We start from the raw sequence: 25,663 nt of genomic DNA on the forward strand, positions 1-25,663 counted from the left end.
CTCCCACGGATCTGTACTGCGTCAACAGTCAGAATCGGGCTTTGTCCCTCCTCCTCCCTTCAAGTCCCAGCATACAAGCGGGCTTGCTCGCGAAGGCGGTGTATCAGTCGACATCAATGTTGAATGATGAACCGCTTTCGCGAGCAAGCCCGCTCCCACATTAAATGGTGTACAGGTTGATCTGGCTGTGGAGATCCACTCGCGCCTCGACCGAGTCATAACTGGCCAAGGTGGCGTGCGGGGTCTGGAGCGGATGAACATGGGTCGCGGTGATGACCATGACGTGGCCGCCCGCCGCTTCACCTGCACGAATCCCCACGGCGGCATCTTCGAAGATCAGGCACTCGGTGGGCTCGACCCCTAACCGACTGGCGGCCAGCCGATACCCCGCAGGGTCGGGTTTGCCGGCGCTGACGTCTTCGGCGGTGACCATCACCAAAGGCTCGGGAATGCCTGCCGCCGACATTCGGCGCAAGGCCAGCGCCCGTGGCGCGGAGGTGACGATGGCCCATTGATTGGCAGGCAGCGACTTGAGGAAATTCGCCGCGCCGGCCACCTCGACAATCCCTTCCACATCCTCGATTTCCGCTTCGGTGATCCACGCGGCTTCAGCTTCAGCGTCCACCCCGGGCAAGGCCAGACGAGTGATAGTGTCGATGGCGCGTACGCCGTGGATGGTCGGCAGGAAGGTATCGACATCAACACCATGGCGCAGGGCCCAGGTGGTCCAGATCCGCTCGGCGGCGGCGATGGAGTTGAGGACAGTTCCGTCCATATCGAACAGAAAGGCGCGGTACGAGATGTTGAACACGGATGCTTGAACGGACAAAGGGCGATTTCCAGAACCAGGCGAGTATTTTCAAGCAATGTACATCACCCACGTAGGAGCTGCCGCAGGCTGCGATCTTTTGATCTTCGTTTTTAAAAGCAAAATCAAAAGATCGCAGCCTGCGGCAGCGCCTACACGGTCCGGTTCGAATGCAAGGCGCTTTGCACGCAATCGAGCAACTGCCCCACAGCCCAAGGTTTCTTGATGAACGCAACCCGATGCTTGACCCCCGAACTTTTCGGGGTTTCAAAGCCGGACATGATCATGATCGGTTTGTCTGGCCAACGGTCGCCGAACTGATTGGCCAGGTCCGCGCCATTGAGTTTGCCAGGCATGGTGATGTCCGTCAGCAGCAGTCCTACCTCCGGCGCGTGCTGCTCAAGAAACTGCGACGCGGCGTCCGCGCTGATCTGTGGTTCAACCGCAAAGCCCTCCTCCTGAAGAATTTCGCAAAGAAACTCCAGAATCAACGGGTCGTCCTCCACCACAAGAATCAATCCGTCAGACAAGTGCGCGCCCGCCGTCGATACTGGACCCATGACTGTGTCACTCCCTGATTACGTAAATGATTTGCGCGGGCTCAAATCCGCCACCTACAGGTATGAGCAGCGGACTTCGTGGAAAATTCATTTTTGATACACCTGACGTGGACATTCTCCGTCCAGGCTGACAAATACGACCGTTTGTCAGCGCATAATTGTGGTTAAAATGCCGCCCCCCCATGCATGGCCGACTTTGCCCGATGAACCCAGATGCCCTCTCCGTCCTCCACGACCACTTGCTGACAGCGCTTGCGGCAGCACCCGCCGAAACCCGTCGGCTGTTCCACGGCCGTGGCCGCTGCTGGCCGGGGCTGGAGCAATTGACTGTCGACTGGCTGCAGGGCGTGGTGCTGGTCTGTGTGTTCAAGGAACCGCAAGCGTCGCAACTGGACGATTTGAAGCAGCGGCTGATGGCGATCACGCAGTCGCCTGCATGGACGACATCCGGCGCGCATACCTTGCTGTTGCAACATCGATACCTGCAGGAAAGCACCACCGAATGGCTGCTCGGGGAGCCGATCGACGAGATGACAATCACCGAAGGCGGCCTGCATTATCGCGTGGACCTGGGCCGCAAACAGAACACCGGCCTGTTCCTCGACATGCGCTACGGCCGCGATTGGGTGCGGACCAATGCTGATGGCAAGCGGGTGTTGAACCTGTTCGCCTATACCTGCGGGTTTTCGGTGGCCGCCATTGCGGGTGGCGCTACGCATGTGGTCAATCTGGACATGGCTCGCTCGGCCCTGAGCCGTGGCCGCGACAATCATCGGCTCAATGGGCATGACTTGAGCAAGGTGAGTTTTCTCGGCCATGACCTGTTCAAGTCCTGGGGCAAGGTCATCAGCAATGGTCCTTACGATCTGGTGATCATCGACCCGCCGTCCTTTCAGAAAGGCAGTTTTCTGCTGACCAAGGATTACCAGCGCGTGCTGCGCCGCCTGCCGGAATTGCTCAGCCCACAGGGCACGGTGCTGGCTTGCATGAACGATCCGGCGTTCGGTGCGGACTTTCTCATCGATGGCGTCACCCGCGAAGCGCCAAGCTTGCGGTTTGAGCAGCGACTGGAAAATCCGCCAGAGTTTCCGGATGCCGATGTCGAGTGCGGGTTGAAGGCGTTGGTGTTCACGCTGAAAAACTGAGTCACCGCCCGCCCCCTGTGGGAGCGAGCCTGCTCGCGATGACGGTGGGTCAGTCGATAACCGTGTTGAATGATAAACCGCTATCGCGAGCAGGCTCGCTCCCACAAGGTATCAACGCGGCTGCAACACCAGCGCAAACAGCTCCCCATGCCCATTCACATTAAGCTTGTGATAGAGATTGCGCCGATGCACCTTCACCGTTTCCGGGGAAATACCCAGTTGCTGGGCGATGGCTTTGCTGGAGAAGCCCTGGAGAATCAGCCGCGCCGTCTCGACTTCGCGCACCGATAAACGCGCATCGAAGCGATCCAGCAGAGTCGCCAGATCGCCGGCCACGGCCTCGGCGGTCGGCCCTTCCGGGGGCATCAGTTGCAGGTGACGGCGCATGGCCGCCAGCACCCAGTCGCGCACGCACAGCAGACGGCCCTGCTCCTCAAGGGTGAACGTCGTCGAGCGGCCCAACGATAAACCGAGCACCGCGCCGTCGACATTGACCATGAACTGCAACTCGTCGCGACCCACCACCGAGCGGAAGTAGCTCAGGTAATACTCGCTCTGCTGAAACTGGTCGGGAGCCACGGCGGCCAGGCTGTGCAAGCCATCGGCAATACCGGCACAAGCGGCCTGGTAGAACGGATCGAGCAGGTACATGCCGGCGCTGTAGTCCGCCAGTTCTTCGTGTTCGTCGGCGCCGTCCCTGGAGTCGAAATCAATCAGCAGCCGTGGCACCCGCCCCGACCGCATCACCGCGACCAACGCGTTATCCAGCGGCACCAATAGCCGTAGCGTGTCCACCAGCGCACGCCAGAACCCGTCCTGCCCCAACGCCGCAAAAACCCGCGCCAACCCTTGGTGCATCGGCAATTCCTTGAGCAACGCGTCCACGCCCTACCCCTTTCGAGTAACCCATGATGGGAATGGGTGAGTCCCCCGCCTGCCGATACGCTGCAAGCACCTGATCATCACCGGCCTGCAGCAGGCCAGGAGTGCCGCATCATGAGTGGTCATCGCTCGCATATCAACCTGGGACTGGGCGCCTGTTTGTGCGCTTCGCTTTCGGCGGTCGCCGCCGACGCCCCCACCGTGAACGTCTACAACTGGTATGACTACATCGGCCCCAACACCTTGCAGGATTTCAAGCGCGACACGGGGATCCAGCCGGTTTACGACACCTTCGACAGCGCCGAAGTCCTGGAAGGCAAACTGCTGACCAGCCGCAGCGGCTACGACGTGGTGGTGGCCAGCAACTTCAGCCTGCCGACGCTGATCAAGGCCGGGGCGCTTGCACCACTGCCCCGCGCGCAAATGCCTGACTACAAAAACATGGACACCGGGCTGCTGGCGAAACTGGCCAACAACGATCCGGGTAACCAGTACGCTGTGCCGTATCTGTGGGGCACCAACGGCATCGGCTACAACGTCGACAAGGTCCGCGCCGCGTTGGGCGACAAGGCGCCGGTGGACTCCTGGGAGCTGGTGTTCAACGAAGCGAACCTGGCCAAGCTCGGCGAGTGCGGCGTGGCAATGCTCGACTCGCCTTCGGAGATGCTGCCGGTCGCGCTGCATTACCTGGGCCTGCCACCCAATAGCACCAACCCCGAGGACTACAAGAAAGTCCAGGCGCTGCTGCTCAAGCTGCGCCCGCACATTGCCTACTTCAATTCCTCAAAATTCATCAGCGACCTGGCCAACGGCAACATCTGCGTGGCGGTGGGTTGGTCCGGCGCGATGCTGGAAGCCAAGACCAACGCCGAACAAGCAGCCAATGGTGTGAAGATCGCCTACAGCCTGCCGAAGGAAGGGGCGCCGGTGTGGTTCGACACCTTGGTGCTGCTCAAGGACGCGCCGCATCCGCAGCAAGGCCTGGCGTTCATCGACTACTTGATGCGCCCCGAAGTCATCGCTCCGGTCACGGATCATCTGTCCTACCCCAACGGCAATCGCAGCGCGACCAGCCTGGTGGCCGAGGCGACTCGCAACAACCCTGCCATTTACCCGCCGACCGAGGCCATGGCCAAGCTGTTCACTCTTGAACCTCTGCCGAAGGCGACCGAGCGCGTCCGCACGCGCGTCTGGAGCACCGTGAAGAACGGTCAGTGATCCTACGCAATCCATGTGGGAGCGGGCTTGCTCGCGAAGGCGGCGGCACAGTCAACATTGATGTCGTCAGAGACACCGCTTTCGCGGGCAAGCCCGCTCCCACAGGTTTCTTACCTTCGGGCTAATAAGCCCCCCTTTTTAAATTGAAGATGAGAGAAACGATGAAACCACGTGCCCGCGACCTGAACATTCAGTTCGGCCAACTGCAACCCGGCCCCCTCAACGCCATCACCGATGTGCCCGGTGTACGGGTCGGCCACAGCAATGTGCGAGGACAAACCGCCAGCGGCCGCGACATCTACACCGGAGTCACGCTGATCGAGCCCCGTGCCGGTTCCGCCAATCAACAGCCATGCTTCGCCGGCGTCCATGTGCTCAACGGTAACGGCGATGCCACGGGGCTTGAGTGGATTCGCGAGGCCGGCCTGCTGACCAGTCCGATTGCCTTCACCAACACCCATAGCCTGGGCGTAGTGCGCGACGCGCTGATCGTTTTGGATCGTCAGGAGCAACCCGACGATGGGCGCCTTTACTGGAACATGCCCGTGGTGCTGGAAACGTTCGACGGCTTGCTCAACGACATCAACGGTTTTCATGTACGTCCGGAACATGTGGCCGAAGCTCTGCGCACAGCCGTCGGCGGCCCGGTCATCGAAGGCGCGGTGGGCGGTGGCAGCGGGATGATCTGTCATGAATTCAAGGGCGGGATTGGCACCGCATCGCGCCGGCTGAATAGTGCTCAAGGAGGCTGGACCGTCGGCGCAATCGTCCAGGCCAACCACGGCATTCGTCACGAATTACGCGTCGACGGTTACCCCGTGGGGCGTTATATGGAGCAGGTCGACTCGCCCTTCCTCAAGGCCTCCCTGCCCCATCCGGGCATGGGCTCCATCGTCGTCTGCCTGGCCACCGACGCGCCTCTTTTACCCCACCAATGCACGCGCCTCGCGCAACGTGCCAGCCTCGGCCTGGCCCGCACCGGTGGCGGCAATGAAGACCACAGCGGCGACATTTTCGTGGCCTTCGCCACCGGCAATCAGCACGTGCCGCCAGCCGCTTATGAAGGCAAAGGCGCGCCTACTTGCGATCACCTGAGGATGGTCAACAACGACCACATCAGCGAACTGTTCCTGGCCGCCACCGAAGCCGTGGAAGAAGCCATCATCAACGCCCTGCTGGCCGCGAACACCACCGAAGGCAACGGCCATACGGTGCCGGGCCTGGATGCCAACACCTTGCTCAAAGCGCTGCGCCAGGCCGGTTGGCCGGGGGGATTAGACTAATGGTACTTGAGTGCCAGCCACCGGCTTCTTACGATATTGGTACGTAGCGGTTGGAGGTTTAAAGCCGTTGCGTAGGTGGTGAGTGAACTGAACCCCAATAAGCTCACCACTTGTTTCATGCGCATCTTGAGCCTCTGGGCTCTACTTCCTCCCCATCAAAGAGCTTTGAGGCTCTTTTTTTGTCTGTCAAAAAGCGTCGGCGCTGACCGGTCGGCAAAGGTGAATATCCTGAGCCGCGTCGCTGCGCCTGGATGCACCGAAAAGATCACGACCAATCACCCGCGCAACCTCCAGATGAACCGTCGGCTCCTGGATTTCCGAGTCGAGCAACAGCTCGGACGTCACAACGCTGGCACCGCAATAATCGAAGATTCCATGGTCGATCTGCGTCTTCATGGCGTCGGCATAACCGTGGCGCGCATAGGTTCCCGCATCTGCGCCGCCGACACCCACAAGGTGAACCCGCAGGTGGCGAAGCTTCTTCTCCAACTTGGCATCCGCACTGAAATCGAATGCCCAGCCATTGGCGAACACCCGATCGATCCAGCCTTTGAGCAGCGCCGGCATCGACCACCAATAAACCGGATACACCAGCACCAGCGCATCGGCGCCATCGATTCTCGCCTGCTCGGCGGCCACATCGGCGGGGGGCGGTGCTTCGCGATGATGGACGGCGAGATCGGCCGCGCCGAACCTCGGATCGAATCCTTGCGCCCAAAGGTCCGCGATCTCGAAAGAGTTGTCGGAATCAGCTACGGATACGCCTTCGCCGATCTGCCTGGCGAGGCTATGGGTGAGCGACTGTAGATCATGGTGAGCGACAACAATGAGTGCGTGCATGTCGAAAACTCCTGCTACGGAATGAGTGATTGAGGGCTAGAGACGAGCCTTATATACTCTTGGTAAGTTACGATCAGTAAGCTACTTTTGGTACATAAGCATGTCAAGCACCGAAACACCTGAGCAGGATTCCAGCCCGCAACCACGTCGCCGGATGTCGCGCGAAGAGCGCCAGCGCCAATTGCTGGATGTCGCCTGGCAGCTGGTTCGAGAGGAAGGCACGGAAGCCTTGACCCTGGGCCGGCTCGCCGAACAGGCGGGGGTGACCAAACCGGTGGTTTACGATCATTTCACCACCCGCCCCGGGTTGCTGGCGGCGCTTTATCAGGAGTTCGACGCGCGTCAGACCGCGCTCATGGACGCTGCGCTTCAAACCAGTGAACCGACGCTGGCGAGCAAGGCAATGGTCATCGCGTCTTCATATGTTGATTGCGTTCTTCTCCAGGGCCGCGAGATACCCGGCGTGATCGCGGCGTTGACCAGCTCGCCCGAGCTGGAAAAGATCAAGCGCGAGTACGAAGCGATCTTCATGGACAAGTGCCGCAACGCCCTTCTCCCCTTCGCCGGAGCGGGTGAAATCGCGCCAGCGAGTCTTCGGGCGATGCTCGGTGCAGCCGAGGCGCTGTCTCACGCCGCCGCGACTGGCGAGATCACGCCAGTGCAGGCACAGGACGAACTTTTCGCAACGATCATGGCGATGGTCGAAAGGAGCGCACGCCTCGGGGTCGGCCTCGAAACCTGAACGGCTGGCCCGCCAGGACAGCAGCGTAATGCCACCTATACTCCAAACCACCTTCCCCCACGGGGGTCTGCGCTACCAACAATAAAAAGCAGAGGTGGAACATGGTCTGGCAGCAAATCTACGACCCCTTCGGCAACCCGTTGCTATCAACCATCATGGCGGCGGTGCCGGTGGTGGTGATGCTGGTCTCCCTGGCGTTTTTCCACATCAAGGCGCATCTGGCGGCGTTGTTGGCCCTGGGCTCGGCCTTGTTGATTGCGATTTTCGCCTTCGGCATGCCGGCGGACATGGCGGGCTCAGCCGCGCTATATGGCGCCGCCAACGGGCTGCTGCCGATTGGCTGGATCGTGCTTAACATCATCTTCCTGCATCGGCTGACCACCGAGAATGGCTCGTTCAAAGTGCTGCAGGATTCCCTGGCGCGCATCACTGATGATCGACGTCTGCAACTGCTGCTGATTGCTTTCTGCTTCGGCGCTTTCTTCGAAGGGGCCGCCGGTTTCGGCACCCCCGTGGCGGTGACCGGGGCCATTCTGATCGGGCTGGGCTTTTCGCCCCTGGCCGCGTCGGGCCTGGCACTGATCGCCAATACCGCGCCCGTGGCGTTCGGCGCCCTGGGTACGCCCATCATCACCTTGGCCAAAGTGACCGGGCTGGATGAAATGGAGCTGTCGATGATGGTCGGTCGACAACTGCCATTTTTCTCGGTGATCGTGCCGTTCTGGCTGATCTGGGCCTTCGCCGGCTGGCGCAAGATGCTGGAGATCTGGCCGGCGATCCTGGTCGCCGGGGTCAGCTTCGCCATACCGCAGTTTCTTGTGTCCAACTACCACGGGCCGATGCTGGTGGACGTGATCGCCGCGCTGATTTCCATGGCCTGCCTGACCGGTTTCCTCAAGGTCTGGAAGCCAGCCACTGTGCACACCTCCGCCGCCTTGTCGGGACGCGCCGACAACTCCAGTGTGGATGTGGACCAGGACGAGAAACCCAGCGCGACCTTTGCCAGCGACGCCAAACCTGCCGTAATGCGGGCGTGGATGCCATGGATCATCCTCACCGTCTTCGTGTTTGCCTGGGGCACTCAAAGCTTCAAGAACCTGTTCGACACCCGCCCGGTCATGGATCCGCAAACCCACTCGGCCAAGCTCGATCCCCAAGGCAAGCCGATGCGCGAGGCCAACCCGATCTTTGCCCCGACCTTGACCTTCACCACCATTCACCAACAGATCGAGAAGGTGCCGCCCGTGGTGCCTACACCTAAAAAAGAGGACGCGGTCTACAAGTTCACCTGGCTCACCAGCACCGGCAGCGGCATCTTGCTGGCGGCGATCCTCGGCGGGCTGCTGATGGGTTATTCCATCCCGCAGCTGCTGCACCATTACCTGCGAACGCTGTGGGTGGTGCGTTACTCGCTCATCACGATTGTGGCCATGCTTGCCCTGGGCTTCCTGACCCGCTACTCGGGCCTCGACGCCACGATGGGCCTGGCCTTCGCCGCAACGGGCATTTTCTACCCCATGTTCGGCACGTTGCTCGGCTGGCTCGGCGTTGCCCTGACCGGCTCGGACACAGCCTCCAACGTGCTGTTCGGCGGCTTGCAACGGGTAACGGCCGAGCAGTTGGGCCTGAGCCCGGTCTTGATGGCGGCGGCCAACAGTTCCGGCGGGGTCATGGGCAAGATGGTCGACGCCCAGTCGATCGTGGTCGCGTCCACCGCCACCCGCTGGTACGGCCATGAAGGGGAAATCCTGCGCTACGTGTTTTTCCACTCCGTGGTGCTGGCGATTCTGGTCGGCGGGCTGGTGACGTTGCAGGCCTATGTGGCGCCGTTCAGTCATATGGTGGTGGGTGGGAATTAACCGAGGCGACCGCTGTTAACCATGGCCCGGCATCGCAACCCGGGCCATGCCTCACGCCAGATAACCGCCGTTCACATCAGGCCGAAACTTGCGCATGGCAACAGTAGGCTAAGCTTTCAGCAGCTCATTGCACACGATGCTCGATTCTGCAGGTTTTGGTTTTTTCTGGAGAGCGTCTGCAACAGCTACTTCAGACAGGCCCAAACCTTTCACGCAGGATTGACGTGATGACCGAGCCCCTCCTCAGCTTTGATGCACTCAAGCGCGCCGCTGCCTCCGGCGAGATCGATACCGTGTTGGTCTGCATGGTCGACATGCAAGGACGACTGGTCGGCAAGCGATTCCAGGTCGAGTTTTTCATCGACAGCGGCCATGAAGAAACCCACTGCTGCAATTACCTGCTGGCTGACGACATCGACATGGAACCGGTGCCGGGTTACGCCGCGGCCAGCTGGAGCAAAGGCTATGGCGACTTTGTCCTGAAACCCGACATGGCCACCTTGCGTCGCGTGCCCTGGTTGGAATGCACGGCGCTGGTGCTCTGCGACGTGCTCGATCACCACCATCGGCGCGACCTGCCCCATAGCCCTCGGGCGATCCTGAAAAAACAGGTCGAGCGCCTGCGCGAACGCGGCTATACCGGCATGTTCGCCTCGGAGCTAGAGTTCTATCTGTTCGACGAGAGCTATGAAGCCATCCACGAGCGCAACTACCACAAGCCGAAGACCGCCGGCCATTACATCGAGGATTACAACATCCTCCAGACCACCCGCGAAGAGCCGGTGCTGCGGGCGATTCGCAAGCATCTGCAGGCCTCCGGCATTCCGGTGGAAAACTCCAAGGGTGAATGGGGGCCGGGGCAGGAAGAGATCAACATCCGTTATGCCGACGCCCTGACCATGGCCGATCACCATGTGATCATCAAGCACGCCTGCAAGGAGATTGCGCAACTGCAAGGCAAGGCGATCACCTTCATGGCCAAGTGGCGCTATGACGCCGCCGGTTCCAGCAGCCATGTGCACAATTCGCTATGGGACAAGAATGGCAAAAAATCGCTGTTCTTCGACCCCAAGGCCGAGTTTGGCATGTCGAAACTGATGCGCTCCTGGGTGGCCGGGCAGCTCAAATACGCCAACGACATCACCTGTTTTCTGGCGCCCTACATCAATTCGTACAAGCGCTTCCAGGCCGGCACTTTCGCGCCTACGCGGGCCGTATGGAGTCGGGACAATCGCACCGCAGGCTTTCGTTTGTGCGCGGAAGGCAGCAAGGCCATCCGCATCGAATGCCGCATCGGTGGCGCCGACCTCAACCCCTATCTGGCCTTCGCCGCCTTGATCGCCGCGGGCCTGGCCGGTATCGACGAGAAACTCAACCTGACGCCGCCCTTCGAGGGCGATGCCTACGTCGACGAGCACTTGCCCGAAGTGTCGAAAACCTTGCGCGATGCCTGCGCCGCACTCAAGGCGTCGAGCATGTTGCGCGAGGCATTCGGTGATGAAGTGATCGACCACTACGTGCACACCGCCGAGTGGGAGCAGAAAGAGTACGACCGGCGCATCACCGACTGGGAACTGCAGCGCGGCTTCGAGCGCTATTGAGCACGCCATGACTGAGATCGTTCAACTCATCTCCCCGGTCGATGGCCGGGTCTACGCCGAACGCCGCCGTGCCGATGCGGCGCAGCTCGACCAGGCTCTGACGGCGGCCGCAGCCGCCCAGGCGCAATGGCAGCGTCGGCCGCTGAGCGAACGCGCCGCATTTTGCAGTGCCGCCGTGTACGCGATGCTGGCGATGAAGGCCGAGATCGTGCTGGAACTGGCCTGGCAGATGGGCCGCCCGATACGCTTCGGCGCCGGCGAGCTGCGCGGTTTCGAAGAACGTGCGCGGCACATGATCGCCATTGCGCCTGAGGCGTTGGCAGCAATTGAACCTGCGCCTGTCGCCGGTTTTCGGCGCTGTATCAAACGCGAGCCGCTGGGTACGGTGCTGGTCGTCGCGCCGTGGAATTACCCCTATCTGACGGCAGTGAATACGATCATCCCGGCGCTGATGGCGGGCAACAGCGTGATCCTCAAACACGCCACACAAACGTTGCTGGTGGGCGAGCGTTTCGCCGAGGCCTTTCGCCGCGCCCATCTGCCCGAAGGCCTGTTCCACAACGTGCTGCTCGATCATCAGCAGACCGCCGCGATCATCGCTTCAGGACGCGTGCAGCAGGTGAACTTCACCGGTTCAGTCGATGCCGGCAAGGCCATGGAAAGCGCCGCCACTGGATGCTTCCTCGGCGTGGGCCTGGAACTCGGCGGCAAAGACCCCGCCTACGTCCGGGCAGACGCCAACCTTGAGCATGCGGTGGAAAACCTGGTGGACGGCAGCTTCTTCAACTCCGGGCAAAGCTGCTGCGCCGTCGAGCGTATCTATGTCGATGAAAAAATCTACCCGGCCTTTGTCGAGCGCTTCGTCGCCTTGACCCGCCAATACGTGCTGGGCAATCCGCTGTACGAGGCCACCACCCTCGGCCCCCTGATCACACCGAGCGCCGCTGAATTCGTTCGCGGGCAGATCGCCGATGCGCTGGCACACGGGGCCAGGGCGTTGATCGATCCAAAGGACTTTCCCGCCGATGCACCCGGCAGCGCCTACCTCGCGCCGCAGGTACTGGTGGACGTCACCCATAAAATGTCGGTGATGCGCGAGGAAAGCTTTGGCCCGGTGGTCGGCATCATGCCGGTGGCCAGCGACGACGAAGCCATTGCCTTGATGAACGACAGTGAGTTTGGGCTCAGCGCGTCCATCTGGACCCAGGATCTCGCTGCCGCCGAACGCATCGGCGACGAGATCGCCACCGGCACCGTGTTCATGAACCGCTGCGATTATCTGGACCCGGCCCTGGCCTGGACCGGGGTGAAAAACAGCGGGCGCGGCGTCACGCTGTCGCGCCTTGGCTATGAACACCTGACCCGCGCGAAATCCTTCCATCTGCGCCACGAGATCTGAGCCATGAGCCTGACCGCGAACTGGAACTACCCCACGAGCATCCGCTTCGGCGTTGGCCGCATCGCCGAATTGGCCGAGGTCTGCCGCAGCCAAGGGATCCAGCGACCGTTGCTGGTCACCGACAGTGGCCTGGCGCGTGCCCCGATCACCACCGCAGCGGTGGAATCCTTGCGCGCTGCCGGCCTCGGTGTAGCGCTGTTTTGCGACCTCAAGCCGAATCCGATTGAAGCCAATCTGGCAGGAGGACTCGACGCCTGGCGCGCCGGCAACCACGATGGCGTGGTCGCCTTCGGTGGTGGCAGCGGCCTGGACATGGGCAAGCTCATCGCGTTCATGAGCGGCCAGACCCGACCGGTTTGGGATTTCGAAGACATCGGCGATTACTGGACACGCGCCGACGAAAGCAGCATCGCCCCGGTCATTGCGGTGCCGACCACCGCGGGGACCGGTTCAGAGGTGGGCCGTGCGGCGGTGATCATCGACGAGCGTACGCACACCAAACGCATCATCTTTCACCCGAAAATGATGCCGCGCGTAGTCATCAGCGACCCGGCCCTCACCGTCGGCATGCCGGCAAAAGTCACCGCTGGCACCGGCATGGATGCGTTTGCCCATTGCCTGGAATCGTACTGCGCTCCCGGTTTTCACCCCATGGCCGAAGGTATTGCGGTGGAAGGCATGCGCCTGGTGGCCAATGCCCTGGTACGCGCCGTACACACCCCCTCCGACCTCGACGCGCGCGCGCAAATGCTGGCGGCTGCGGCGATGGGCGCTACCGCTTTCCAGAAAGGCCTGGGTGGCATGCACGCACTCGCCCATCCAGTGGGCGCCCTGTACGACACCCACCACGGCATGACCAATGCCACGTTCATGCCCTATGTACTGAAGTTCAACCGCCCGGCCATCGAGGAACGCATCACCCGCCTGGCGGCTTATTTGCGTCTGCCCTCCCCGGGATTCGACAGCTTTCTGGCCTTCGTCCTCAAGCTGCGCAAAGACATCGGCGTGCCGCATACGCTGTTTGAACTGGGGGTGGATGACAAGCAGGCCGATCTGATCGCAGACATGGCGATTGTCGACCCCTGCGCCGGCGGCAACCCGCTGCCGTTGACACGAACTGGCGCGGCAGAAATTTTCGATGCGGCGTTTCACGGCCGTCTCTAGAGCAATCGTCTGTCCATGGCCAACGTGTGAGCACGCAACCTGGATGGATTTCAACCGTTAGAGGCAGGAGCAGTACAACAGGGGGTTGAAGACAAACCCATTCGGCACGCACCACGCGGATGGATGTGGATCAAAACCTGAACAAGAGCACACGTTATGAGTCCAGTAAGCCAACCCGGCGCCACCGCGCCACAAGACGACGACCTCAAGGTGTTGCACAACATGGGCTATGCCCAGCAACTCTCGCGACGCATGGGCGTTTTCTCCAACTTTGCCATTTCCTTTTCGATCATTTGCATCCTCTCGGGTGGCATCAACTCGCTGGCGCAGGGCACTTCGGGTGCAGGCGGTGCGGCAATCGGTATCGGCTGGCCACTGGGCTGCCTGATCTCCGGGGTTTTCGCCATGGCCATGGCACAGATTTCCTCGGCCTACCCAACCGCTGGTGGCCTCTATCACTGGGGCTCGATTCTCGGTAACCGCTTCACCGGCTGGCTGACGGCCTGGTTCAATCTGTTGGGGCTGATCACGGTGCTCGGCGCGATCAACGTCGGTACCTATTACTTCTTTTTCGGTGCCTTCGGACCGGCCCTGGGAATGGAAGACACCATCACCACACGGATTACTTTCCTGGCGATCCTGACCGGCCTCCAGGCCTTGTGTAACCACTTCGGCATCGGCCTGACCGCAAAACTCACTGACTTCTCGGGCTACCTGATCTTCGCCACGGCGCTCGCGCTGACCATCGTCTGCCTGATCTCCGCGCCCAGCTATGAGTTCGCCCGGTTGGTGACCTTCAGCAACTATTCCGGCGAGGCTGGCGGCAACGTCTGGCCACAGGTGTCGAACAGCTGGATTTTCATGCTCGGCCTGCTCTTGCCGATCTACACCATCACCGGCTATGACGCCTCGGCGCATACCTCCGAAGAAACCCATCAGGCATCCGTGTCGGTACCGGTCGGGATGGTCAGCTCGGTGGCCTGGTCGCTGCTGTTCGGCTGGGTGATGCTCTGCTCGTTTGTACTGATGCTGCCAAGCATGGACGAAGCGGCGAAGCAGGGTTGGAATGTGTTCTTCTGGGCGATGGACACCCAGGTGAACCCGGCGATCAAGATGGCGCTTTACCTGGCCATTTTCATCTCACAGGTTCTCTGCGGGCTGGCGACCGTGACCTCGGTCTCACGCATGATCTTCGCGTTTTCCCGTGACGGCGGCCTGCCCTTTTCCAAAGCATTGGCCTCGGTCTCACCGACCCATCGCAGCCCGGTGGCGGCGATCTGGACCGGTGCCACGCTCGCGGTATTGTTCGTGTGGGGATCGTCCCTGGTATCGATCGGCGAAACACCGGTTTACACGATCGTGGTCTCCTGCACGGTGATATTCCTGTTCTTCTCTTTCATCATTCCCATCGTGCTGGGCCTGTTTACCTACGGGACTGCGAAGTGGCCGACCATGGGGCCGTGGAACATGGGGCGCGGGTTTTACTCATTGTTCGCCATCCTCTCGATCCTTTCGATGGTGCTGATCTTTGTCATCGGCATCCAGCCACCGAACGATTGGGCGCTGTACATCACGCTCGGTTTTCTGATTCTGACCGCGATTGTCTGGTTCGCCTTTGAAGCCCGGCGCTTCCAGGGCCCACCCGTAGGCGACATGATCATCAAGCGTCAGGCTGAAATCGCCGCGGCTGAAGAGGCGTTGAACAAACAGGCTGGGAGCTGATTGCCAAGGACGTGCCAAGCGCAGAACCTGTGGCAAAGGGACTTCTGTGGCGAGGGGGCTTGCCCCCGTTCGGCTGCGAAGCAGTCGCAAAGCCGGTGCATGCGGTGTGCCTGGCAGAACGAGGTAGCAGGTTTTTGGGACTGCTTCGCAGTCCAACGGGGGCAAGCCCCCTCGCCACAGAAACCCTCTAGCCACAGAAGCCCCTAGCCACAGGGTCTAGTGTCTGACACTGACCTTATCAACCAACAGGAAGCACGCAGATGGACCGTCTCACGGCGAAAGACTTTGCCCCTGAACTGCTCGAACTGTACGACTACTACGCCCACGGTAAAATCAACCGGCGAGAGTTTCTTGATCGTGCGGCGCTGTTCACCTTGGGCGGTTTGACGGCCACAGCCCTCCTCGCCGCCCTCAGCCCGAATTATGCACTGGCCGAACAAGTGCAATTTACCGACCCGGACATCATCGCCGAGTACATCACTTACCCCTCGCCCAAGGGTCACGGGCAGGTTCGTGCTTATTGGGTGCGCCCTGCCAAAGCCACCGGCAAGGTGCCGGCGGTGGTGGTCGTGCATGAAAATCGTGGGCTTAATCCTTACATCGAGGATGTCGCCCGACGCCTTGCCAAAGCGGGGTTCATCGCACTCGCCCCAGACGGTCTGACGTCAGTGGGCGGCTATCCCGGCAACGATGACAAAGGCCGGGAATTGCAGCAGACCGTCGACCCGGAAAAGCTTATGAATGACTTTTTCGCCGCCATCGAGTGGCTGATGAAACATGACGCCACCAGCGGGAAAGTCGGCATCACCGGCTTCTGTTATGGCGGTGGAGTCGCCAATGCCGCAGCCGTGGCCTATCCGGAATTAGGGGCCGCCGTACCCTTTTATGGCCGTCAGCCAAAGGCTGAAGATGTCCCCGGAATCAAAGCCCCGCTGCTGCTCCACTATGGCGAACTGGATACGCGCATCAATGAAGGATGGCCCGCCTACGAACAGGCGTTGAAAGCAGCCGGCAAAACGTATGAGGCCTATATCTATCCGGGCGTTAACCACGGTTTCCACAACGACTCCACACCTCGATACGATGATGCCGCCGCCAGGCTTGCCTGGGATCGAACACTGGCCTGGTTTCGGCGCTACCTGGCTTGATTTTTCAAATACGAATAATGGCGATAAGGAACTTGACGCTTATGAAAAAGTAACTGAACAGCACTTCCTTCATCGCCAAACTTAATATTGAACATACCGCCTCCTAACCCATCGCGATTAATAAAATAATATTAAATATTACTCTTCAGTTGCCCATTGCATATTTATCCGCGCCTGCTTAACTGCAAAAACTGCTGATCACGGCAGTGCCCGCAAAACACCACGGAAGGAATCGTTATGAGCAGTTCAACTCGCCATAGCATGCCCCCCTATGGGGTGGCCATCCAAAGCGCGATCAAGGCCGGCAGCCTGCCGGAAATGAAGACGCTATTGAAACAACGCGATGCATCCACACCAGAAAACAAAGAGCTAACTACCGCTTACGAGCAATTGGCAAAGGAAGTCGCACGCCTGGAAAAGCACTAACAGCTATTTCCGCTCCCCTTATTGCAATGGAGGCAATAACCATGTCTGGTTCTAATCAACAACTTGTCGGTTTGTTCCCGCTCGGTTACCGAATTGGTACTTCGGCACCGGGTGCACAAAGTCTGGCACTCAATCTCCTGGTCTTTACCCCTGACGAGACTGTCAACGGCACCGCCGCAATCACTCAGGCGACCAACCCGCCTCTGGATGTGCATTCCGATGTCTGGGGCGAATACACCTACCTGACGGTCATGTCACCCGGCGTCAGCAAAATCCTGATCACCGCACAAGGCAATCACGGCGGCTCAGGCTCGAACTCCATCGTGAATTTCAAGTTGCAACTGGTGGTGGGCACCGACTGGAAAGAAGGCGTCGCCAACTATTCGTACTTGAATGGTCAGCAGTGGGTCGAGGTTAACAATGCTCCCGCCCATCTCATTGAGGCAGTACCGTCCCACGTCTCCCCGCTGCCGTTGGAACCCGGCCCGGTGATTCCGCCGGAATCACCGTATCCGCCAATCATGCCGCTGTACGCCGCACCGATTCAAAGTGCAATGGCCAGCGGTGACCTGGCCCAGATGAAAAACCTGTCGCGCCTGGCCCAGAAGCAACTGGATCAGCAACCCCAACTGCAGAGTGCGCTTGAAACGGCCAAGGAAGAAATCAGCCGGCAGGAACGCCGCTGACTCGACCACGAAATATGCCCGACTTGTCTTGAATACAAATAAGGGAGTAGCACCATGTCAATCGGACTTTTTCATACCCGCCTGAACGTCAGTAATCACCTGCTGGGCGCACCGGTTTTAACCCTCGATCTGCTGGTGGATACCACAAAGAAAAAAGTCAGCGGGATTGCGAGTATTTTCCAAAGCACCTACCCGACCCTCAACTTCCGTGCCCGTGTATGGGGTGAGTATTCCGAGGCCAAACTGGTGCCGACGGCGGAGAACCACATCATCCTCACCCTGGCGGGCAGCCCGAGCGGCCCTCTCAGCCAGATCGCCCAGACCTTCGGTTTGAAGGGCATTTTAGGCGGCGATTGGGCGAGCGGTTATGCCGACTACAAGTACCAGGAACAGGGCGTCTGGCACTACGTGAAACACGCAGCGGTCAGCCAGGCTCCCGTTATTGTGCGCCCGGAGCATCCGCACCATGCGGTGCCACTCTACGCCGTCGCGGTCCAGCAAGCGCAAACCAGCGGTGACCTGGCGCAACTGAAGGCTGTGGTCAGCCAGGGTGAACAGCAACTGGCCCACAGCGGTGCGCTGCGCAACGCGCTGGACCAGTTGAACGTTGAAATCGCCCGACTGGAGGCTCGCTAACCCGCACTACCGGGCTTGGCCCCAACCTGTGGGAGCGAGCCTGCTCGCGATGAGGGCGGTACATTCAGCGCCAACGTTGGCTGACCCAACGCCATCGCGAGCAGGCTCGCTCCCACAGGGCTACGGTGTTCAGTCCTTAACTGACTGGCATTAGCCGAGCCCGGGTTCTTTTCAACAACAAAAGGTAAATCCGGTCGCGCCACTGCCCCAAGGAAGGCGCGAACACTTCGATGGATTCGTGCCGCGCACGCGTTGTGCGCAAGGATTTTCCATGTCAGACAGTCGCCCTGCCCGCTACCTCAGTGAAACCGACCTCAAACGCTACGTGCCGGTGCATGTGGTCTGGGAAATCACCCTGGCCTGCGATCTCAAATGCCTGCATTGCGGCTCACGCGCAGGCCACAGACGCCCCGATGAATTGAACACCCGGGAATGCCTGGACGTCATCGATTCCCTGGCCGCCCTCGGCACCCGCGAGATCACCCTGATCGGTGGTGAAGCCTATTTACGCAAGGACTGGACGCAACTGATTCAGGCCATCCACGATCACGGCATGTATTGCGCCATTCAAACCGGTGGACGCAACCTGACACCGGCGAAAATGCAGGCAGCGGTGGATGCCGGGCTCAATGGCGTCGGTGTTTCACTGGATGGACTGGCCCCGTTGCATGACGCGGTGCGCAATGTTCCGGGCTCGTTCGACAAGGCGGTAGACACCTTGCGACGCGCCAAACAATCCGGACTTGCGGTGAGCGTCAACACCCAAATCGGCGCAGCCACGTTGCCCGACTTGCCCGAGTTGATGGACCTGATCATCGGCCTCGGCGCCACTCACTGGCAGATCCAGCTGACGGTCGCCATGGGCAATGCCGTCGACCACCCGGAGCTGTTATTGCAGCCTTATCAACTGCTGGAAGTGATGCCGTTGCTGGCGCGTCTGTATCGCGAAGGGGTCGATCGCGGCCTGCTGATGAACGTGGGCAACAACATTGGTTACTACGGTCCTTATGAACACATGTGGCGTGGTTTCGGCGACGAGCGCGTGCATTGGAGTGGCTGCGCCGCCGGCCAGACCGTGCTGGCGCTGGAAGCCGACGGCACTGTCAAGGGTTGCCCGTCATTGGCAACCGTGGGGTTTTCCGGCGGCAACGTTCGCAACATGAGCCTGCACGATATCTGGCACTACAGCGAAGGCATGCACTTTGGCCGACTGCGCGGCGTCGAAGACCTGTGGGGTTATTGCCGAAGCTGTTACTACAACGACGTCTGCCGTGGCGGCTGCACCTGGACGTCGCACTCCCTGCTTGGCAAACCCGGCAACAACCCCTACTGCCATTACCGCGCGCTGGACCTGCAAAAACGCGGGCTGCGCGAGCGCATCGTCAAACTCGAAGACGCGGCAAAGACGTCCTTCGCCGTCGGACGTTTTGACCTGATCACCGAACGCATCGATACCGGCGAGACGGTCAGCAGCGTCAGCGACAGCGGCCAGGTGATCAAACTGGCCTGGGCAAACCAGGGCCAGAAATCGCCGGACGAAGGACGTATTCCACCGCAACTGGCGCTGTGTCGCGGTTGCTTGCAGTACATCCATGCGCACGAAGTGACCTGCCCTCACTGCAACGCCGATGTCGCCGCCGCAGAAGCCGTGCACCAGACAGACCGTGCCCGGCAACAAGCGATCATCAACACCCTGACTGGCCTGTTGGGGATGCCGCCAAATACCGTCTTGAGTCAGTGAGAAACCTGTGGCGAGCGAGCTTGCTCGCGCTTGAGTGCGTAGCACTCACCAAAATCGGTAATTGTTGTCAGATTTTGGGGCCGCTACGCAGCCCAGCGCGAGCAAGCTCGCTCGCCACAAAGGTAGGCATGAGTGAAGAGTCGCGCTTAAGTGGGAGTGGCGCTTGGTGTATTTGCAGGGTTGGCCCAAGGCGGCCCTTGCACGAATCTGCCCTCCAGCCATTCCTTGAAGGCCATGAGCGTTGCCGGCGTAAAAGCGGCGGATGCTCGCACCAGATAAATCCCGCCCTGGGCATCCAGGTCCCACTCCGGCAGAACGCGAACCATCTGGCCGTTGGCGATTTCCCGGCTCATCAGCCACTCGCCGGCGCCCAAAATACCGACGCCAGCCTTGGCCGCGGCGAGCAACGCCTCGCCGTCGTTCGAAGTCAAGGTGCCCCTGGTGATGACCCTCTCCTGCCGATCACCCTTCGACAAACGCCATTCAGGAAACGCCGCGAGGCCGGTGAAGCCCAGGCAGTTGTGCTCGGTCAGTGCTTTCGGACTGGCCGGTAAACCATGCTGTTCTATGTAACCCGGTGAAGCGCAGAGAATGCGGCGATGATCGCTGAGCTTCTTCGCGACCAGGCGGTTGTCGTTCAATTCGCCAATACGAATCGCCGCATCGAATCCTTCACCAATGATGTCGACCACGCGATCGCTGTAATCCACCTCGACGGAGACCAGCGGATGAGCCGCCAGAAATTCCGGCAGCATCGACGCCAGCCACAGGCGCCCCATCGCGGCGGGAAAAGCCAGGCGCAAGACGCCACGAACCTGCGCCGCGCCCAGTGACGCTTCCTGTTCAGCCTCGATGATCAACCCCGTGGCGGAGCGCAGGCGTTCGACGAGACGGTTGCCGGCATCGGTCAACCGCACCTGTCGTGTCGTGCGCTCCATCAGCCGCACGCCCAGGCGCTTTTCCATGGCCGCCAGGCGCTTTGAAATTACCGTCGGATGGCGTTGCAGCAGACGTCCGGCAGCCACGAACGAATGCGCCGAGGCGACCGCAAGAAGCGCTGCAATTTCATCGATGTGGCGGCTGTCCAGTGGGTTCACAAAACACTCTTTTTTCAGGTAACAGACGATCAGGGCTTGAGGACGATCGCTCCGCGAGATTGGCCACCTTCCAGATCGGCATGGGCCCTGGCGACATCGGCCAATGCATAGCGGCCCCAGATGCCGGGCTTGATTATGCCCGCCTCGACCGCCGCCAGTACATCATCGGCCCGTTGCCGGTATTCGGCGATATCCGTAGTGTGCGCGGCGAGTGAAGGACGGGTCAGGAACAACGAGCCCTTGGCATTGAGCGTGGCCACTTCGACCGCCGTCGGCGCCCCGGAGGATGCCCCGAAAGACACCATCAACCCACGCGGTCGCAAGCAGTCGAGCGACGCTTCGAACGACACCCGCCCGATGGGATCGTAGACCACATCGGCTTTCTTGCCGTGGGTGATCTGCGCCACATCCGCGGCGAGTGTCTGGGCATTGAACACCAGCACCGCATCGCAACCCAGCGCCTTGGCTGTCTCGACACTCTCGGCCCGGGACACAATGCCGATGACAAAGGCCCCCAGGTGTTTGGCCCACGTCGCCATGATCTGCCCGAGGCCGCCCGCCACGCCATACAGAACCAGGGTGGTGCCGGGGCCGACCGGGTAAGTCGTCTTCAGCAGGTACTGCGCGGTAATACCTTTGAACAACACCGCGGCCGCCTCTTCAGCCGTCAATGCGTCTGGAATCGGCACCAGCCGCTCGGCCGGAAACAATCGCGCACTGGCGTAAGCGCCAGCAGGCCCCGTTGCGTACGCCACCCGATCACCCACCTTGACGTTACTCACCCCCGCGCCGATGGCGGCAACCCGGCCCGCCCCTTCAAGGCCCAGCCCCGACGGCAATGGCAGCGGTACGGCGCCCTTGCGCTGACTCACATCGAGGAAGTTGACGCCAATCGCCTCCTGCTCCAGCCAGACTTCACCCGGCCCCGGCTCACGCGCCGTCACCTGCTCGATGGTCATCACCTCAGGTGCGCCGGTGTGTGCGATACGAACGACAGAAACCATTGCCTGACTCCTTCACTTCAGCGCAGCCCATCTGCGCCATGTGGGGAAGTATCGGTATTCGATTTCACGCGAACAATACAGCTTCACTGCAGTTCATTACTGCATGCAGTGCAGCAGTGTGAAACTCGCAGCGCCAGCGCGATAACAAGGGCCAGGACGATCAACACCATGGCGACGGCAAACGTTACCTGCATGCCGTTGGCGATGGCTGCGGGAGATGCCGTGGTGATGTCTGCCGTCGCCGACGCAAAGGCGAACACCGCGCCCATGACCGAGGCCCCGGTGATCAGCCCGAGATTGCGCGACAGGCTGAGCATGCCGGCAATCACGCCGCGCTGATCCGCACGGATGTCGGTCATGATCGCAGTGTTGTTGGCCGCCTGAAATAACGCGTAGCTGGCAGTGATTACCGCGATGGGCGCGAGGTAACCGAGGAGGCCGAAACCCGCCGGCATCATCGATAAAGCCCCCGTGCCGAGCGCCATTGCCACAAGCCCGAGAAGGGTCATGCGCCGAGTGCCAAAACGATCCACCAGGCGACCGGCCGGTATACCGGTCAGCGCCGCCACCAACGGCCCTACCGACAAGGCGAAACCGACAAGTGCCATGCCGAGCCCAAGCGCCCCCGAAAGATAAAACGGCCCGACCACCAACGTCGCCATCATCACCGTCGAAACGAGCGTGCTCATGGCCAGGCTCGTGCTCAATCCCGACCTCCGGAACAGCGCCAGTTTAATCAGGGGTGATGCAACCGTGGTCTCAACGAAGATGAACAGCCCAACGCCGAAAACAGCCGTCAGCAGCAGCGCGATGTTGACCGGCCCAAAATCCCCCTGCCCGATCGTCATGGCCAGCGCATACGCCCCGAGCGTCAACGCCAGCAGCAACGTGCCTGCCTTATCGAACCCCTCCCGTGGCGCTTTCGTCCGCTGTGCATCCGCCGGCAAATAGCGATACGCGAGCCAGATCTTCAGAACACCCAGCGGCACGTTGATCAGAAAAATCGCCTGCCAACCTGCGCCTGCGATCAACATCCCACCGAGCGACGGCCCCAGCGTGGTGCCGATCGCCGACATCGTACCGAGCAGCCCCATGGCGCTGCCGGCCTGCGCTTTCGGCACCGTCTCGCCGACAAACGCCACGGTCAGCGCCAGCATGATCGCCGCCCCGAGCCCTTGCACCGCCCGGGCGCCGACCAGCCACCCAAGCGACGGCGCAACACCACAGGCCAGCGATGACAGGGTAAAAATGCCGATGCCCGTCAGCAGCAAGCGCCGACGACCGACGAGGTCACCGAGTCGTCCAACGCTGACAATCAGCGTGGTGATCGCTAGCAAATAGGCCAGAACAATCCACTGAACCTCCTGAAAGGAAGCATCGAACGCTTGGGCCAACGTCGGCAAGCCGGCATTGGCGATGCTGGTGTCGAGCGAAGGCATCAACATCGACAGCGAAAGGCTCGCGAGCGTCCAGCGGACCGAGCGTGATTGAGTGCTGAGTTTCATGGTTTAGCCACATCTGAAAGGTAGATCAGCAGCGTATGCCCGTGCGTGACATGGCGGAAGGCGCACCATTTGCACTTGATAGTTGCGTTTGACGCCATGTCACCCGCACGCCGTGCTAACGTTGAGGCATGACGACTCCCGACCTGAATTTGCTGATTACCCTGGATGCGCTACTCGCCGCAGGCAGCGTCGCGCGCGCCGCCCAACGACTGCACCTGAGCCCCTCGGCCATGAGCCGGGCACTGGCGCGATTGCGCGAAACGACGGGCGACCCGCTGCTGGTCCGGGCCGGACGCGGGCTGGTGCCTACGCCTCGGGCGCTCGAACTGCGCGAACAGGTCAGTCGATTGGTGCAAGACGCAGAAGCCGTGTTACGCCCCGCCGAACAGCTTGATCTCAAACAACTGGTCCGGACGTTTACGCTGCGCACCAGCGACGGCTTCGTCGAAAACTTCGGCCCGGCGCTGATTGCCCGCGTCAGTGCACAAGCACCTGGCGTGCGCCTGCACTTTGTGCAGAAGCTGAGCAAGGACAGCGCCGCGCTTCGCGACGGCTCCGTCGACCTGGAAACCGGTGTGGTCGGCGGCACGACGAGCCCGGAAGTGCGCACCCGTGCGTTGTTCGAAGATCATTTCATCGGCGTCGTGCGCACGGGGCATCCGCTGACCCAAGGCGAAGTCACCGCCTCCCGTTATGCCGCTGGCAGGCACATCCTGGTCTCACGGCGCGGGCTCGATAAGGGGCCGATGGATGAAGCCCTGGAAGTGCTGGGGCTGGAGCGCGAGATCACCACCATCGTCGGCGGCTTTTCGGCCGCGCTGGCGCTGGCTCGCGCCTCGGACCTGATTGCCACCGTGCCCGTGCAACACACCCAGAACCTGCGCGCCGGCCTGCACAGTTTTGCCCTTCCTTTCGACCTGCCGCCGATCACCATTTCGATGCTCTGGCACCCACGCATGGATGCCGACTCAGCGCATCGGTGGCTGCGCGAATGTGTGCGGGAGGTTTGTACGTAACCCGCCGGGCAACCCGCCAGTCAGCCTGTCTGGCGGCTGGTTCGCAGGGCTCCCTAGGCCAGCAGCGTACGAAGTTGCTTGTGCAAATCATCCGCGCACAGCTTCAGCTCATTGATGAAGGTGGTAGCGACGGATGTCTGAGGCCGGTACAGCGGTGTGATGAGGTTGATAGAAAACGGGATCGAAACGGAAAACCGCCGCATGCACACAGTTTGATCAGCAAAACTCAAGGCGGTCAGTGGGTTGATGATGCCGACGCCGACGTTCTGTTGAACAAAAAAGCAGACGGCTGCGGCGCTGTGAGTTTCGATCACTGTGCGACATTTGACCTGTGCGTCAGTCAGTATCCTGTCGAGGATGATCCGATAAGGATCCTGGCCCGACAAGCTGACCATGTTGATACCCGCCAGATCCTGGGGAGTGATCACCTTTTTACTGCATAGCGGATGGTTGGGCGGCAGCACGCACACTTCGTCGCCGGTGAAGACGTTTTCGCATCGGGTGCCTGCGGGTGTTTCGCTGTTCTCGGTCAGTCCGAAATCATGGCGTTGGGCGGTCATCCACTCTTCCAGTAGAGGGGATTCCTGAGGGGTAATGTTGATATTGACGTCGGGATTGGCATTGATGAACCGTCCGCACACGTAGGGCAGCAGGCTCTGGGAAAAAGCAGGCAGGCAGGCGATCGACAGGCTGGTCTGGAAGTTCTTGATCGATTGCGCGGCGTTGTGGATGCGTTCGAGTCCGTAGTAGGAAGTTTTCACCTCTTCAAACAAACTCAGCCCCTGAGCGGTTGGCTGCAAACGCGCCTGTGTGCGTTCGAACAGTTTGAGCCCCAGCACGTGTTCGAATCGAGCGATCTCACGACTGACGGTCGGCTGTGAGGTTTTGAGCAGTGCGGCAGCCTTGGTAACACTCCCGGTGGTCATGATCGCCCAGAAAATTTCGACCTGCCTGAAACTGAATCGCACTCTATCCCCCCAAGGCAGGCTCGGCCTGAATCCATTCAAAAAGCGCCGGCGAGCATAGCATGGGCAGAAATTCCGTCTGCCATTGGGGTATATCAAATTTGAAATACAACCCCAAAGAAATGATATTTCTACGGTAGCGGCAAAATGCCTACACTTGCCCGACAAGTTAACCAAGACAACTTTCACTCTTCCCCAAGAGCCCCCATCGGTGCC

At 60.7% G+C, this 25,663-nt stretch carries 23 protein-coding genes; 15 read left to right on the forward strand and 8 right to left on the reverse strand.

What is annotated here, in order from left to right; translation table 11 throughout:
* Positions 1 to 160: 160 nt before the first annotated feature.
* The gene (locus tag ACZ9IM_RS29290) at positions 161 to 829 is read right to left on the reverse strand and encodes an HAD family hydrolase (RefSeq protein WP_427623037.1); all 669 of its coding nucleotides are present in this window, start codon (positions 827 to 829) and stop codon (positions 161 to 163) included.
* Between the two features lie 131 nt (positions 830 to 960).
* Complete coding sequence (locus ACZ9IM_RS29295) at positions 961 to 1,368, reverse strand: response regulator (RefSeq protein ID WP_427623036.1); 408 nt, start codon at positions 1,366 to 1,368, stop codon at positions 961 to 963.
* 203 nt (positions 1,369 to 1,571) lie between these two features.
* On the opposite strand from ACZ9IM_RS29295, the gene ACZ9IM_RS29300 reads away from it, so the two are divergent.
* Positions 1,572 to 2,513, forward strand: coding sequence for a class I SAM-dependent methyltransferase (locus ACZ9IM_RS29300; protein WP_427623035.1), 942 nt, complete (start codon positions 1,572 to 1,574; stop codon positions 2,511 to 2,513).
* Between the two features lie 111 nt (positions 2,514 to 2,624).
* On the opposite strand, the gene ACZ9IM_RS29305 is transcribed toward ACZ9IM_RS29300, so the two are convergent.
* On the reverse strand, positions 2,625 to 3,398 hold the full coding sequence (locus tag ACZ9IM_RS29305) for a helix-turn-helix transcriptional regulator (RefSeq protein WP_427623034.1): 774 nt from the start codon (positions 3,396 to 3,398) through the stop codon (positions 2,625 to 2,627).
* Positions 3,399 to 3,509: 111 nt separating this feature from the next.
* Between ACZ9IM_RS29305 and ACZ9IM_RS29310 the strand changes: the two genes are divergently transcribed.
* Complete coding sequence (locus ACZ9IM_RS29310) at positions 3,510 to 4,613, forward strand: polyamine ABC transporter substrate-binding protein (protein ID WP_427623033.1); 1,104 nt, start codon at positions 3,510 to 3,512, stop codon at positions 4,611 to 4,613.
* 161 nt (positions 4,614 to 4,774) lie between these two features.
* A complete protein-coding gene (locus tag ACZ9IM_RS29315; RefSeq protein WP_427623032.1) occupies positions 4,775 to 5,896 on the forward strand; it encodes a DmpA family aminopeptidase in 1,122 nt (373 codons plus the stop codon).
* A 186-nt stretch (positions 5,897 to 6,082) separates the two neighbouring features.
* Here ACZ9IM_RS29315 and ACZ9IM_RS29320 read toward each other — a convergent pair whose 3' ends face one another.
* Positions 6,083 to 6,736 (reverse strand): NAD(P)H-dependent oxidoreductase, encoded by a 654-nt coding sequence (locus ACZ9IM_RS29320; protein WP_427623031.1) that lies wholly within the window; start codon positions 6,734 to 6,736, stop codon positions 6,083 to 6,085.
* A gap of 100 nt (positions 6,737 to 6,836) precedes the next feature.
* Here ACZ9IM_RS29320 and ACZ9IM_RS29325 point away from each other — a divergent pair, with 100 nt between their 5' ends.
* The 11 genes from ACZ9IM_RS29325 (at position 6,837) to ACZ9IM_RS29375 (ending at position 19,860) form a co-directional block, all read left to right on the forward strand.
* Positions 6,837 to 7,478: a TetR/AcrR family transcriptional regulator gene (locus tag ACZ9IM_RS29325; protein WP_427623030.1), complete on the forward strand. Its 642-nt coding sequence runs from the start codon at positions 6,837 to 6,839 to the stop codon at positions 7,476 to 7,478.
* A gap of 101 nt (positions 7,479 to 7,579) precedes the next feature.
* On the forward strand, positions 7,580 to 9,337 hold the full coding sequence (locus ACZ9IM_RS29330; protein WP_476225739.1) for an L-lactate permease: 1,758 nt from the start codon (positions 7,580 to 7,582) through the stop codon (positions 9,335 to 9,337).
* Positions 9,338 to 9,564: 227 nt separating this feature from the next.
* Positions 9,565 to 10,938: a glutamine synthetase family protein gene (locus ACZ9IM_RS29335; RefSeq protein WP_476225740.1), complete on the forward strand. Its 1,374-nt coding sequence runs from the start codon at positions 9,565 to 9,567 to the stop codon at positions 10,936 to 10,938.
* Between the two features lie 7 nt (positions 10,939 to 10,945).
* Entirely contained in the window at positions 10,946 to 12,337 is a 1,392-nt protein-coding gene (locus tag ACZ9IM_RS29340) for an aldehyde dehydrogenase family protein (RefSeq protein ID WP_476225741.1), read from the forward strand.
* A 3-nt stretch (positions 12,338 to 12,340) separates the two neighbouring features.
* Positions 12,341 to 13,501, forward strand: a complete 1,161-nt coding sequence (locus tag ACZ9IM_RS29345) for an iron-containing alcohol dehydrogenase (RefSeq protein ID WP_476225742.1) — start codon at positions 12,341 to 12,343, stop codon at positions 13,499 to 13,501.
* A 156-nt stretch (positions 13,502 to 13,657) separates the two neighbouring features.
* Positions 13,658 to 15,223 (forward strand): amino acid permease, encoded by a 1,566-nt coding sequence (locus ACZ9IM_RS29350; RefSeq protein WP_476225743.1) that lies wholly within the window; start codon positions 13,658 to 13,660, stop codon positions 15,221 to 15,223.
* Between the two features lie 260 nt (positions 15,224 to 15,483).
* Entirely contained in the window at positions 15,484 to 16,371 is an 888-nt protein-coding gene (gene yghX, locus ACZ9IM_RS29355; protein WP_476225744.1) for a YghX family hydrolase, read from the forward strand.
* Positions 16,372 to 16,608: 237 nt separating this feature from the next.
* A complete protein-coding gene (locus ACZ9IM_RS29360; RefSeq protein ID WP_008012203.1) occupies positions 16,609 to 16,797 on the forward strand; it encodes a DUF1843 domain-containing protein in 189 nt (62 codons plus the stop codon).
* 41 nt (positions 16,798 to 16,838) lie between these two features.
* Positions 16,839 to 17,483, forward strand: a complete 645-nt coding sequence (locus ACZ9IM_RS29365) for a DUF1842 domain-containing protein (protein WP_476225745.1) — start codon at positions 16,839 to 16,841, stop codon at positions 17,481 to 17,483.
* 54 nt (positions 17,484 to 17,537) lie between these two features.
* Positions 17,538 to 18,119: a DUF1842 domain-containing protein gene (locus tag ACZ9IM_RS29370; protein WP_476225746.1), complete on the forward strand. Its 582-nt coding sequence runs from the start codon at positions 17,538 to 17,540 to the stop codon at positions 18,117 to 18,119.
* 271 nt (positions 18,120 to 18,390) lie between these two features.
* Positions 18,391 to 19,860 carry a GDL motif peptide-associated radical SAM/SPASM maturase gene (locus tag ACZ9IM_RS29375; RefSeq protein WP_476225747.1) on the forward strand — a complete coding sequence of 490 codons (1,470 nt, stop codon included), beginning with the start codon at positions 18,391 to 18,393 and terminating at the stop codon, positions 19,858 to 19,860.
* A 146-nt stretch (positions 19,861 to 20,006) separates the two neighbouring features.
* Here ACZ9IM_RS29375 and ACZ9IM_RS29380 read toward each other — a convergent pair whose 3' ends face one another.
* The 3 genes from ACZ9IM_RS29380 to ACZ9IM_RS29390 form a co-directional block, all read right to left on the reverse strand.
* Complete coding sequence (locus ACZ9IM_RS29380; RefSeq protein ID WP_476225748.1) at positions 20,007 to 20,957, reverse strand: LysR family transcriptional regulator; 951 nt, start codon at positions 20,955 to 20,957, stop codon at positions 20,007 to 20,009.
* Positions 20,958 to 20,986: 29 nt separating this feature from the next.
* Positions 20,987 to 21,961 (reverse strand): quinone oxidoreductase family protein, encoded by a 975-nt coding sequence (locus ACZ9IM_RS29385; RefSeq protein ID WP_427622730.1) that lies wholly within the window; start codon positions 21,959 to 21,961, stop codon positions 20,987 to 20,989.
* Between the two features lie 83 nt (positions 21,962 to 22,044).
* Positions 22,045 to 23,466 (reverse strand): MFS transporter, encoded by a 1,422-nt coding sequence (locus ACZ9IM_RS29390; RefSeq protein WP_476225749.1) that lies wholly within the window; start codon positions 23,464 to 23,466, stop codon positions 22,045 to 22,047.
* 128 nt (positions 23,467 to 23,594) lie between these two features.
* Between ACZ9IM_RS29390 and ACZ9IM_RS29395 the strand changes: the two genes are divergently transcribed.
* Positions 23,595 to 24,482 (forward strand): LysR family transcriptional regulator, encoded by an 888-nt coding sequence (locus ACZ9IM_RS29395; RefSeq protein ID WP_476225750.1) that lies wholly within the window; start codon positions 23,595 to 23,597, stop codon positions 24,480 to 24,482.
* A gap of 53 nt (positions 24,483 to 24,535) precedes the next feature.
* Here ACZ9IM_RS29395 and ACZ9IM_RS29400 read toward each other — a convergent pair whose 3' ends face one another.
* Positions 24,536 to 25,636, reverse strand: coding sequence for a LysR family transcriptional regulator (locus tag ACZ9IM_RS29400; RefSeq protein WP_476225751.1), 1,101 nt, complete (start codon positions 25,634 to 25,636; stop codon positions 24,536 to 24,538).
* Positions 25,637 to 25,663 lie beyond the last annotated feature (27 nt).

Source organism: Pseudomonas sp. TE12508, assembly GCF_056279485.1.